The 11,679-nt window shown below is 67.1% G+C and carries 11 protein-coding genes; 9 read left to right on the forward strand and 2 right to left on the reverse strand.

Going from position 1 to position 11,679, the window contains the following annotated elements; all coding sequences use genetic code 11:
* Window positions 1–153 precede the first annotated feature (153 nt).
* The 9 genes from OG203_RS45040 to OG203_RS45080 all read left to right on the forward strand — a co-directional run bounded on the left by OG203_RS45040 (window position 154) and on the right by OG203_RS45080 (window position 10,581).
* Window positions 154–1,389: a cytochrome P450 gene (locus OG203_RS45040; protein WP_405163321.1), complete on the forward strand. Its 1,236-nt coding sequence runs from the start codon at window positions 154–156 to the stop codon at window positions 1,387–1,389.
* A gap of 31 nt (window positions 1,390–1,420) precedes the next feature.
* Window positions 1,421–2,641: a cytochrome P450 gene (locus tag OG203_RS45045; protein WP_405163322.1), complete on the forward strand. Its 1,221-nt coding sequence runs from the start codon at window positions 1,421–1,423 to the stop codon at window positions 2,639–2,641.
* A complete protein-coding gene (locus OG203_RS45050; RefSeq protein ID WP_405163323.1) occupies window positions 2,638–4,014 on the forward strand; it encodes an FAD-dependent oxidoreductase in 1,377 nt (458 codons plus the stop codon). The genes OG203_RS45045 and OG203_RS45050 overlap by 4 nt, the downstream gene beginning before the upstream one ends.
* A gap of 115 nt (window positions 4,015–4,129) precedes the next feature.
* A complete protein-coding gene (locus OG203_RS45055; RefSeq protein ID WP_405163324.1) occupies window positions 4,130–5,395 on the forward strand; it encodes a cytochrome P450 in 1,266 nt (421 codons plus the stop codon).
* A gap of 259 nt (window positions 5,396–5,654) precedes the next feature.
* Window positions 5,655–6,122, forward strand: coding sequence for a hypothetical protein (locus tag OG203_RS45060; RefSeq protein WP_405163325.1), 468 nt, complete (start codon window positions 5,655–5,657; stop codon window positions 6,120–6,122).
* A gap of 165 nt (window positions 6,123–6,287) precedes the next feature.
* Window positions 6,288–7,592, forward strand: coding sequence for an IS256 family transposase (locus OG203_RS45065; protein WP_405163326.1), 1,305 nt, complete (start codon window positions 6,288–6,290; stop codon window positions 7,590–7,592).
* Window positions 7,593–7,743: 151 nt separating this feature from the next.
* Window positions 7,744–8,037: a sensor histidine kinase gene (locus OG203_RS45070; RefSeq protein WP_405168194.1), complete on the forward strand. Its 294-nt coding sequence runs from the start codon at window positions 7,744–7,746 to the stop codon at window positions 8,035–8,037.
* An 86-nt stretch (window positions 8,038–8,123) separates the two neighbouring features.
* Window positions 8,124–9,581, forward strand: coding sequence for an FAD-dependent oxidoreductase (locus tag OG203_RS45075; RefSeq protein ID WP_405163327.1), 1,458 nt, complete (start codon window positions 8,124–8,126; stop codon window positions 9,579–9,581).
* A gap of 106 nt (window positions 9,582–9,687) precedes the next feature.
* On the forward strand, window positions 9,688–10,581 hold the full coding sequence (locus OG203_RS45080; RefSeq protein ID WP_405163328.1) for a hypothetical protein: 894 nt from the start codon (window positions 9,688–9,690) through the stop codon (window positions 10,579–10,581).
* A gap of 50 nt (window positions 10,582–10,631) precedes the next feature.
* On the opposite strand, the gene OG203_RS45085 is transcribed toward OG203_RS45080, so the two are convergent.
* Both OG203_RS45085 and OG203_RS45090 read right to left on the reverse strand, forming a co-directional pair.
* The gene (locus OG203_RS45085; RefSeq protein ID WP_405163329.1) at window positions 10,632–11,042 is read right to left on the reverse strand and encodes an RNHCP domain-containing protein; all 411 of its coding nucleotides are present in this window, start codon (window positions 11,040–11,042) and stop codon (window positions 10,632–10,634) included.
* A gap of 10 nt (window positions 11,043–11,052) precedes the next feature.
* Complete coding sequence (locus tag OG203_RS45090) at window positions 11,053–11,427, reverse strand: RNHCP domain-containing protein (RefSeq protein WP_405163330.1); 375 nt, start codon at window positions 11,425–11,427, stop codon at window positions 11,053–11,055.
* Window positions 11,428–11,679: the final 252 nt, after the last annotated feature.

Genomic DNA, 11,679 nt, shown 5'->3' on the forward strand with positions numbered 1-11,679 from the left:
GTGCACGATAAAGGATTTCGACTATGGCGCGATAGGAACGGGTGATCGCCGCCGCTCCCTGGTGTCGGGAAGCACGACGATGGACCGCGGAATTACTTTCCTACCTGAATTTACGTGCTGTTCTTTCCCTTTTCAGCGATCCAGGAGTTGCCGGTGAGTTCCGACCATTCGGCGGTCGAATTGACCCCGGTCCAGCTGGCGGTCATCGAGAGCGTCGCGCCGCATATGCGGCACAACCCGTACGACAGTTACGCGGTGCTGCGCGACGCTGGCCCGTTCGTGCCCGGCCCGCACGATATGCACCTGGTGACCCGTCATCACGAGGCGCAGACGATCATGCAGGACCCTCGATGGAGCCACGCGGAAGAGCCGCAGCTGCTGCACGGTGACAGCGATGTCGAGCTGCCCGGATCGTTCCTGTGGATGGAGCCGCCGGACCACACCCGGCTGCGTGGGCTGGTGAGCAAGGCGTTCACCGCGCGCACCATCAGCGGCATGCGGGAGCGGGCCGAGCGGCTGGTCGACGACCTGCTGGCGAAGATGCTGGCCGAGCGCGACGTCGACCTGCTCGACGCGCTGGCCTATCCGCTGCCGCTGACCATGGTGTGTGACCTGCTCGGGGTGCCGGCGGACGCGCACGAGCATGTGCGCGAGATTTCGACGGCCATCGCCCGCGGCCTCGATCCCGACGTGCTGTTGTCGCCGGACGAACTCGCCGCGCGTACCGCCGCTGTCTACGCCTTCCTCGACTTCTTCGGCGAATTGGCGGAGGAGCGGCGCAAATCCCCGCGCGAAGACCTGATCACCGCGCTGGTGCAGGCCGACGACGCGGGCGCGAAGCTGACATCCACCGAATTGCTCGGCACATTACTGATTCTCGTGGTGGCCGGGCACGAGACTACGGTGAATCTGATCGGCAACGGCGTGCTCGCGCTCATCCGCAACCCGGACGAGTTCGAGCGGCTGCGCGCCTATCCCGAACTCTGCGAACCCGCGGTCGACGAGGTGTTGCGCTACGACGCGCCGGTGCACCTCACCACCAGAACCGCACACGACGACATCACCATCGCCGGGCGCACTTTCGCGCCGGGCGACGCGGTGATCGTGCTGCTCGCCTCGGCCAACCGGGACCCGCTTGCCTTCCCCGACGCCGACCGCTTCGACATCGCCCGCTATGCCCGAGGCCGAAAATCGGAGCGGCACTTGTCCTTCGGGCTCGGCCTGCACTACTGCCTCGGCGCGCCGCTTGCCCGGCTGGAGATGCAGGTGGTGCTGCGCGCGATCACCGAGCGGGTCGCGACGATGACCCTGCTCGAGGAACCGCCGTACCGCCCGAACGTGGTCGTGCGCGGCATGTCGCAACTTCGCGTCCGGCTGGAAAGCAGATGAGGCGCGGATTCGCACCGATACAGGAGCCACGATGAGCACTGCCATCCCCGCCGATGTCACCTTCGACGCCTTCGATCCGAGCGAGCGGGCCGATCCGTATCCCGCCTATCGCCGGGTGCGCGACGCCGCGCCGCTGTTCCCCTACGAATTCGGCGACGTCCCAGTCACTTTGATCACCCGCTACGAGGAATGCGCGGCGATCCTGACCGGCGCCGACTGGGGCCACGGTTACGCCGCCGGCATCAGCCCGTTCCGCGACACCACCGCCGCGATCCCCGGCTCGTTCGTCCGGATGGACCCGCCCGAGCACGGCCGCTACCGCAAGCTGGTCGCCAAGGCGTTCACGCCGCGCATGATGGCCGAGATGGTGCCCCTGGCCGGACAGGTCGTGCGCGACCTGGTCGAGGCCGCGGTGCGCCGCGGCGAGCTGGATGTGCTGAACGGGCTGGCCGTGCCGCTGGCGGTGGCGATGGTGCCGGTGCGGCTGCTCGGCGCCGATCCCGCCGATGCCGCGCTGTTCCGGCAGTGGCAGTTGGCGATCGCCCGTGGTAGCGACCCGGATTCGCTGCTCGGCGAGGCCGATGTGGCCGCGCGCGGCATGGCGGCGATGGAGTGCATGGGCTACTTCGCCAGGCTGATCCAGCAGAAGAAGGCGAACCCGACGCCGGATCTGCTGAGCGCCTTGGTCGCCGCCAGCGTGGACGGCTTGCTTACCGAACCGGAGGTGATCGGCATCGCGCTGCTCACGCTGGTCGCCGGCATGGAGACCTCGATCAATCTGATCGGCAACGGCATGCTGGCCTTGCTGCGCAATCCGGAACAGCTTGCGCTGCTTCGGGATGACGCGACGCTGATGGGTCCCGCGCTGGAGGAGATGCTGCGTTACGACGCACCGACCCAGTTCACCATCCGGGTCGCGTTGGCGGACACCGCGGTCGGCGAACATCGGTTCCAGCGCGGCGACGGTGTCGTCGTGCTGACCGCGTCGGCGAGCCGGGACGATCGAGTCTTTCCGGACGCCGACTCGTTCGATATCACCCGTTACGCCGGAAACCGGCCTGCCCGAAAGCATCTCGGGTTCAGCCTCGGCATCCACTACTGCGTCGGCGCGCCCCTCGCCCGGATCGAAGCCGAAGCGGCGCTCGGCCAACTGCTCGACCAGGCACCGAAGCTGGCGCTCGCGGCGGACACCATCGCCTACCAGCCGAGTCTGATCCATCGGGGCATCATGGCGCTGCCGGTGACGTTGTGACGGAGTCGCATGCGGTGGTGCTCGGTGCAGGCATCGCCGGATTGCTCGCCGCCCGTGTGCTTTCCGACTATTTCTCGCAGGTGACCCTCTTCGAACGGGACAGCGTCGAGGGGGCGGGTGTGCGGCGCGGGGTGCCGCAGGCGCGGCATCTGCACGGGCTGCTCGATCGCGGTCGCACCATCATCGAACAGCTGTACCCGGGGTTCACCTCCGAGCTGGCCGAGCGTGGCGCGACCACCGCCGAGGCGCTCGTCGGAACCCGCTGGTACGTAGGCGGATTGCGGGTCGCGCCGACCACGACGGGGCTCACCTCGGTGATGGCCACCAGGCCGCTGCTGGAATCGGTACTGCGGCAACGGACTCTGGCCGCACCCGGAGTTCGCCTGTGCGAGGGGGCCGCTCGCGGGCTGATCGGCGACGCGCATCGCGTGCGCGCGGTGTCGGTCTCCGGGGAATACGGCGCGCAGGCGCACGCGACGGACCTGGTCGTCGACGCGACCGGGCGTGGATCACGAGCGCCAGCGTGGCTGACCGCCCTCGGCGCGCAGGCACCGGCGGAGGATCGGCTCGAGGTCGATCTCGGGTACGCGTCACGGATGTTCCGGCGCACGCCTGGGCAGCTGGGCGACCACTCCTCGGTGATCATCTCCACCGGACCGAACGGCCGTGGCGGCGGGGCGATTCGGGTCGAGGGCGACCGCTGGCACGTCACCCTGGCCGGGATGCTCGGCGACCATCCGCCCACCGATCCCGAGGGCTTCGCGGCGTTCGCGGGAACCATTTCGGCGCCGGACATCCACGAGATCGTGACCACCTCCGAACCGCTCGACGATGCTGTGCCGCACCGCTTCCGGTCGCCGGTGCGCCGCCGGTTCGAGCGGCTCGACGCTGTGCCGCAAGGCTTTCTGGTGCTCGGTGACGCGCTGTGTAGCTTCAATCCGCTATATGCCCAGGGCATGGCGGTGGCCGCGCAGCAGGCTCTCGCCCTGCGTGACTGTCTGCACGACGGTGCCGAGTCTGCCGATCTGCCCGCCCGGTTCTATTCCGCCGCGGGCAAAGTGGTGGATGTCGCCTGGCAGCTGGCCGCGGGCGCGGACCTGAGTCATCCCGGTGTGGTCGGCCCGCGCACGCCGCGAACTCGCCTCACCAATGCCTACGTAGCGCGTGTGCACCGGGCCGCGCACGTGGATCCCTTGGTCGGGCGGACCTTTCTGCGCGTGGCCAATCTCGTCGAACCGCCGACCGCGCTGCTGCGGCCGCGCATCGCGAGTCGAATCCTGCTGCGCGGCAACGGCAGAGCCGCCGCGGCCACCGACTTCGGCGGGCAACCGTCCGTCGACCGCACACCGATCCCCATCGAGCCGACGAGGTGACGGCCCGCATTGTCGCGGGCGAGCACCTCCTTACCCATTCCGAACGCTGACGTATTCCGAACGACCGGCAGCACCGGCAGCTCGTCGGTGCACCGCACAGGAGGGACCACTCGACATGGACTCGTCGCACGCGAGCACGGCTGTCGCGGAACAGGATTCCGTACAGACCGCGATCGCCCATTTGCTCGGCCCCGAAGGCAGATCCGACCCGTATAAGCCCGCACGCGTCTTGCGCGAGGCGGGCCGGGTGCACCAGACCCCGCTCGGGCATCGGCTGCTGACCCGCTACGAGGACTGCGTCGCCGTGCTGTCGACGACCGCGTGGAGTCACGCGGAAGAGGCCGCGATGATGCATCCGACGGTATCGCCGGAGGACGCGCCCGAGGAGCTGCCCACCTCGTTCCTCTGGATGGAGCCGCCGGACCACACCCGGCTGCGCAACCTGGTGACCAAGGGTTTCACCCCGCGCATGGTGACCAGGCTGCGCCCGCGCATCGAGGAACTCACCGAGCAGCTCGTCGACAAGGCCTTGGCGGCAGGGGAATTCGATCTCATCGAGTTCATCGCCTACCCGTTGCCGCTGATCATCGCCTGCGAGCTGATCGGCGTGCCGCCGGAGGCCTACGACCAGGTGCACCAGTGGTCGCAGGACTTGGCGCGCGGTTTCGACCACGACTACACGCTGCCCGAGGAGGCGTTGCGGGCGCGCAGCGCCGGGTCGCGCGGATTCATGGGCTACTTCCGTGAGCTGCTCAACGAGCGGCGCAAGGACCCGAAGGACGACCTGCTCAGCGTGCTGTCCCAGGTCGAGGATCGCGGCGATGTGCTCACCGAGCAGGAGTTGCTTGCCACCTGCATCACCACTTTCGTTGCCGGGCACGAGACCACCGCCAACCTGGTCGGTACCGGCATGCTGCAGCTGATGCGCAATCCCGATCAAATCGCGGCGCTGCGTGCGCGTCCCGATCTGTGTGCCTACGCGCCCGACGAACTGCTTCGCCTCGAGCCATCGGTGCAGATCACCACCCGGGCCGCCACCAGGCCGATCACCGTGGCCGGTCACGACTTCGAGACCGGCGAAGGCGTTGTGGTGCTGATCAATTCGGCCAACCGCGACGATGACGCGTACGTCGACTCGGACCGGGTCGACGTGGCGCGCTACGCCGATCCGAAGAACCCGGCCAAGAAGCACCTCGGCTTCAGCCTCGGCATCCACTACTGCCTCGGCGCGCCGCTGGCCCTGCTGGAGATGGAAGTCCTGCTGCAGGTGTTGCTGCGCAAGGTCAAGGACATCGACGTGCTCACCGACACGCCGTCGTACAAGCCGAATGTCGTGATCCGTGGGCTGGAGTCGTTGCCCACGCGTTTCACGCCTGCCTAGCCGACCTCGGTCGGTGCGAGGGACCCGGGGCCGGAGGGGCACCGGGTCCCTCGCGTGTGAGTCACTCATAGTGAAGTCGGCTCGACGAGGATTGCCCGTCGTCGAGACTCGCCGTCCCGCAGATGACTTCTGCTGCAATGGAATTGGGTTACAAGCGTGGTTCCCCGAATAGGATGTGTACAGCCAGCGGAGGTGTATAGGATCGTCGCAGCCGCATGCATTTGCTTGCAGCAGGGAACAGGTGGGGAGCGCGAACAGCATGAGCAAAACATGGGGCCGTTGGTCACTTTTCGGCACGGGCGGGGTCATGGCGCTACTCGTAGGAGCCGCGCTCGTCGCACCCGCAACGACCGCAGCACCGATCCGGACCGACTATCGAAGCCAGTTGGCACCCCCGACGCTGACCGCGACGGTTAACCCGGACCGAGGCGACGGACTCGGCACGACAATCGATGTGACGGTCGTCAACCCGAACGCGGAGTTCTCGAACATCAACTGCTGGGCGTTCTTCGATGACACATTTCCGGTCGCAGGGGGCCACAACCCCCTCATCGTCTTCCACGACAGCCGCGATCGCGTCTTTCCCGGCCAAACAGGCCAGGCCACCCTCGCCCGCGTCCGCGCAGGTCAGCACGTTATAACAGCCAGCTGCCATGTAGGCGAAGAACGCCAGGTCAAGTACCCGGAAGCAAAGGCAACCCCCATTACCCTGACCATCGGCACGTAACCGATAACCACTGGATCGTCCGCTGCAGTACTAGGCGATTTCGGTCGGTGTGCGGGACCCGAAGCCGGAGCGGCGCCGGGTCCCGCGTCTCTTGCGGCTACTTGCCGGGGCAGAGTCGCCGGGACTGTACAAACAACGGTGTAACTCCGAAACAAGGAGTGGCACATGAACTCTGATGTGGTGGCGGTCGATGTGGTCGATACTGATTCGGTGGCCAGACCCAGGAAAGCGAAGTCGTCGGTGGTGGATGCCGAGCTGGTGGGCCGGCTCGTGGCCCAGGCCCGCGCGAGCGGGCTGCAGTTGACCGGCGAAGACGGTCTGTTGGGGCAGCTGACCAAGATGGTGGTCGAGTCCGCTCTGGACGGGGAGATCACCGATCACCTCGGCTATGACCACGGCGATCCGGCGGGTCGTGGAACACCGAACTCCCGCAACGGAACCCGCTCGAAGACGGTCGTGACCGATGTCGGTCCGGTCGAGATCGATGTCCCGCGTGACCGCGACGCCAGTTTCGAGCCGCAGATCGTGCGTAAACGCCAGCGCCGGTTGAACGGGGTGGAGAACATGGTGTTGTCGCTCTCGGCCAAGGGCCTGACTCATGGCGAGATCTCGGCGCATCTGCGCGAGGTCTACGGCGCCGAGGTGTCCAAGCAGACGATCTCGACCATCACCGACAAGGTCATCGACGGCATGACCGAATGGCAGAACCGGCCCCTGGACCGGGTTTATCCGGTGATCTTCCTGGACGCGATCCATGTCAAGATCCGCGACGGGAAGGTCGCCAACCGGCCGATCTACCTCGCGTTGGCCGTCACGGTCGAGGGCGGCCGCGAGATCCTCGGGCTCTGGGCCGGTGACGGCGGTGAAGGCGCGAAGTTCTGGTTGCAGATCCTGACCGAGCTGAAAAACCGTGGTGTCGAGGACGTCTGCATGCTCGTCTGCGACGGGCTCAAAGGACTACCCGAAGCGATCGGGCAGACCTGGCCGGCCGCGGTCGTTCAGACCTGCATCGTGCACCTGCTGCGCGCGTCGTTCTCCTATGCCGGGCGCCAGGACTGGGCCGTGATCGCCAAAGCCTTGAAACCGGTCTACACCGCCGCGACCGAAGCCGCGGCGTTGGAACGGTTCTACGAGTTCGCCGAGGCCTGGGGCACGAAATATCCTGCTATCGTGCGGCTTTGGGAAACCTCGTGGGCCGAGTTCACTCCGTTCCTGGCCTTCGACACCGAGATCCGACGGGTCATCTGTTCCACGAATGCGATCGAGTCGGTCAACGCTCGTATCCGCCGCGCGGTCCGTGCTCGCGGCCATTTCCCCAACGAGCAAGCCGCCCTCAAATGCGTCTACCTCGCGGTCATGGCCCTCGATCCCACCGGCGAGGGCCAGAAACGATGGATCACCCGATGGAAAGCCGCGCTCAACGCCTTCGACATCACCTTCGAAGGCCGACTCACCGCCGGCCGAAAATAGTTCAATCAACCCGAGTTACACCGTTACCTGGACAGACCCGCTGGTCGTCGACTGCCTCCGCACTGCCGAACGCCATTGGCCCACACTGGCATTCGAACACGAGCTCGAACAGATCACCATCCACGGCACCCCCGCCCGACTCACCCGCGCCATCACGAACCTCCTCGACAACGCGGCCAAATTCAGCCCGCCCCAAGGCGTCATCCATGTCGAACTCCACCGCAACGTCCTGACGGTCCGCGACCAAGGCCCCGGCATCCCACCCGCCGACCTCCCGCACATCTTCGACCGCTTCTACCGATCCACCACCGCCCGCGCGAAACCCGGCCACGGCCTCGGCTTGGCCATCGTCAAACAGGTGGCGGATCTGCACGGCGCCACCGTAACCGCCGAATCCGCCCCTAACGGCGCCCTATTCCGCCTCGCCTTCCCGCAGTCGGTCTGAGGCCTGCGACTCATACTCGCGTGTGATGCGGCCTTCATGCTGGAGAGTGAGGTAGGGGGCGGGTGCGGGCACCTAGCGTTATCGGTATGGACAGTTCGCAGGGTGGTCAGCGGAATACGGCAGTGGTCATCGGTGGTGGGATCGCTGGATTGCTGTCGGCGCGAGCGCTTTCCGAGCACTACGGCGAGGTGGTGGTGCTCGATCGCGACGAGCAGCCGGGGGAGGGGGTGCAGCGGCGCGGTGTTCCGCAGTCGTTTCATCTGCATCAGATGCTGCCGTGCGGCGAGCAGATTCTGGAGCGACTGTTTCCCGGCTTCCTCGATGATGTGTTGCGGCTCGGCGCTTTTCCGCTGACCGACGCCGTGCTGAAGTGGACCAATCGCTACGGCACGATGACAATGCCCGCGCCGGAGCGCGGTGCCTTCTACAGCAGAGGGCTTGTCGAGCAGGCGATTCGCGAGCGGGTGCGGTCGATTGCCAACGTGCGGTTCGGCTATGAGCAGACGGTCGTCGACCTGTGCGCCACCGCCGACCGTACGAGAGTCACTGGCGTCAAGTGCCGGTACGGTAGCCAGCCGGAGTATGCGACCACCGTGCCGGCGGACCTGGTCGTCGACGCGAGCGGACGCTCTTCGAAACTGCCGCAATGGCTTTCCGTCCTCGGCTACCCCGCGCCGCCGGATGAGGTCGTCACGTCGGGGATCGGTTACAGCACCCGCTACTACCGCGTGCCGAATCGTGCGGATGTCGCCGCGCTGCTGGTGATCGAAAACGATTGCACCGCAGGGAATCCGGCCGGTGGGGTATTGAAGCGTATCGAGGGCGATGTCTGGAGCGCGTGCCTGTCCGGGATCGGCGGCCAGTATCCGCCGACCGGTGTCGCCGGGTTCGAACGGGGATTGACCGAACTGATCAGTCCCGCCATCGCCGAGGCGCTGCGCGCTGCCGAACCGTTGACCGCGCCGCGCGGCTTTCGCGTTCCGGTCTGCGTCCGACGGCATTACGAGCAGCTGCGGCGGTGGCCCGCCGGACTGCTTGTGCTCGGTGACGCGCTGTCCACTGTCGACCCGATCTACGGTCAGGGCATGACGGTGGCCGCCATCCAGGCCGAGAGCATCGCCACCTGCCTGCGCGAACAGGACGGGCCCTGCTTCGAACGGGACGCGCTCGCGGCGATCCAGCGCGCGTCCCACCCGGCCTGGTGGCTCAGCGCGCTCGAAGACCTCCGCTGGCCCGGCGTCGAACACACCGGCGGAGCGCCGTTCAAGAATATCGCGTTGCTGCACAAGTACTTCGACCTCGCGCTGGAACGGATGACCCAGCAGTTCACCAGCGGCACAACCGGATTTGACCCGACCTTCCTGAGTTACTTCGCGATGACCGGCCTGCTCGTCGCGCCGAGCGAGGTCGTCAACGCCACCATGCTCAACGCGCTGTTGAGCGGCGAGAGCACCGAAGCGCAGCGGGCGATCCGCGCCGAGGTCCGCGTTTACGGCGAGTCGATCTCGACGGTATTGGCCGACGCGGTCGCCCTCGCCGCGTAACGCTCGAGGGTCCCCAGATTTGCCGCTGGCGTGCTGGGCTCGGAAGGAGAAATATAGGCGTGCAACCGCCAGCGGAACGGCGCTTCGAAAGCGTGCCGCCTCCGCCATGTTCGACCAGAGATGGGAGCGGACTGTGCACGACGTCACCGACACCACCGAGGCGCGGCCGGGAACGCCCGCCGAGGAGCTCGCCGAGTCCTACACCTGGGAGATCGTCCACGACGGGACGACCGTCGAGTCGGGCGAGAACCGCCTCGGCGAATCGCATCCACTGACCGGGAGCACCGCGGGCCAGCACTACGAGATCGCCTCGGGGGTGTTCGAGCAGGCGTGCGACCGGGCGGTGGAGGAGTACCGCTACGAGGTGATGATGGCGCGCGTGGAAGGCCGGCCGGAACCGACCCCGGTCACCGTCGTCACGGTGATCCTGCGCTACACCGACGGCAGTCTCGCGGTATCGATGACCGCCCACCCTCGGCACCGCCCGATCACCGACGACGACATGACCGAATACCGCGAATACCTCGAGTGGGCCGAAGAAGACCACCGCCGCTTCCTCGAGCAGAAGGCGCTGAACGACGAAACCTTCGACCTCCCATGGGAATCCACCGAGGAAGCGTGGACCCCCGACGAGACGATCGACCAGTCCGACCCCCGCCTGGCCCGCATCATCGAACTGGAAGCCGAAGCCTCCGACATCCGCTCCGAGGTCTTCGACCCCGACCACTGCCGCGAACTGCAGTTCCGAGCCGACCAGAAGCTGCGCGAAGCACACACCGCCGTAGCTGAGGCGTCCGCCAATGGCGACGACACCACGCTCGCCGAGCGTGAAGTCGCCCACCGCGCCGAACGCGTCACCCGCTGGACCACCCTCCTCGCCGAAACCACCGCCGCGTACCTTCAGGCGGCGGCACTCGACGCCGAAGCCGCCCAGGTGCGCCGCGCGCTGCAGTCCGACACCCAACCGGCCGACGCTGAATCGACCGGCGAATCAACATAGAAAGCGCTGGTTCCGGTGCCCACCGATCGCGCGGTAGGCACCGGACACCCTCACAGCGCGAGCAGCGCTCGGTGGCCGATGCGGGGATCGGCCAACGGGCGCAACGCTATTCGCACGAGAGCCAGTGCGTTGTCGTCGCCCGCGATGCGGTTCGCTTTGAGGGAACCGCAGGCCAGGCATTGATGCACGAGTTGCCATTCGCCGTCGTCGCGGGCGGACATGCTCACCGCTTCCATACGCCCCCGGCACAGCTCGGCTCGGTCGCCGGGGACGCGTCGGTCCACGTGGCGGCTGGCCAGGCAGTGTGGGCAGTGGTTGCGGTGGGCGGTGCCCGGTGCGACGGTCGGTATGTCCATTCGGCAGCCGACGCAGCGGAACGCGTCGCCGGATTCGCCTGCGCGGCCGTGTAATACGTCCTTGACGCGTTGCGGGCGGCGGGCCGCCGGTTTTCTGCGTGGCATGTCGCACCTCCTACAGGTCGCCGAAGACTTCGAGCGGGAACGGTGGTTCGGAGAGCGGCCGGACCGCCATGCGCATCAGGATGAGCTGGTTGTCATCGCCGCACACGGGGTGCAGCGCCAGCTCATTGCAGCGGGTGCAGCGATGCACCACGGCCCATTCGCCGGTGCGCAGCACGGCGATCGACAGCGGCGCCATCCTGGCGCGGCAGTCGGAGGCGCCGCCCTCGACGTGGTCGTTGGTGTGCCGTGAGTGGAGGCAGCTCGGGCAGTGGTTGCGCCAGCTGCTGTCCGGCGCGAGCGTCGACACGACGAGACCGCAGCGGACGCAGGGGAAAGTGTCGGTGCGCAGCGATGCGCTCGGACCGTGAGAGGTGTTGTCTGACACCCGGATTACTCCTTTGCTGAGGGTTGAATGCAGCAGGAGCAGGCCGAGCGCGCCTCGAAGCGTATTTAGCGGCTGTTGGCTGTGCGGGCGTGGGCGGAACCGGTGCGGCTCGACGCCACGCGGTGAGGCGCGCTCGGCGCGGTCCGGGTCATAAACACTCTTTCTTCCACGGGCTGTCCGCCCTGGGTAAACCGATCACTCGCGCGCAACCGGCGCGGCGGCAACCGTAGCAACGCGCGCTGCATGGCCGCC

It is taken from the genome of Nocardia sp. NBC_01499 (assembly GCF_045040275.1).
In the GTDB taxonomy this organism is placed as follows: Bacteria; Actinomycetota; Actinomycetes; order Mycobacteriales; family Mycobacteriaceae; genus Nocardia.

Excerpts from the sequence above, each read along its gene's own strand:
- OG203_RS45045 (WP_405163322.1), top strand. The coding sequence starts at position 1,421 with ATGAGCACTGCCATCCCCGCCGATGTCACCTTCGACGCCTTCGATCCG.
- OG203_RS45075 (WP_405163327.1), top strand. The coding sequence starts at position 8,124 with ATGGACAGTTCGCAGGGTGGTCAGCGGAATACGGCAGTGGTCATCGGT.
- OG203_RS45060 (WP_405163325.1), top strand. The coding sequence starts at position 5,655 with ATGAGCAAAACATGGGGCCGTTGGTCACTTTTCGGCACGGGCGGGGTC.
- OG203_RS45055 (WP_405163324.1), top strand. The coding sequence starts at position 4,130 with ATGGACTCGTCGCACGCGAGCACGGCTGTCGCGGAACAGGATTCCGTA.
- OG203_RS45080 (WP_405163328.1), top strand. The coding sequence starts at position 9,688 with ATGTTCGACCAGAGATGGGAGCGGACTGTGCACGACGTCACCGACACC.
- OG203_RS45085 (WP_405163329.1), bottom strand. The coding sequence starts at position 11,042 with ATGCCACGCAGAAAACCGGCGGCCCGCCGCCCGCAACGCGTCAAGGAC.
- OG203_RS45065 (WP_405163326.1), top strand. The coding sequence starts at position 6,288 with ATGAACTCTGATGTGGTGGCGGTCGATGTGGTCGATACTGATTCGGTG.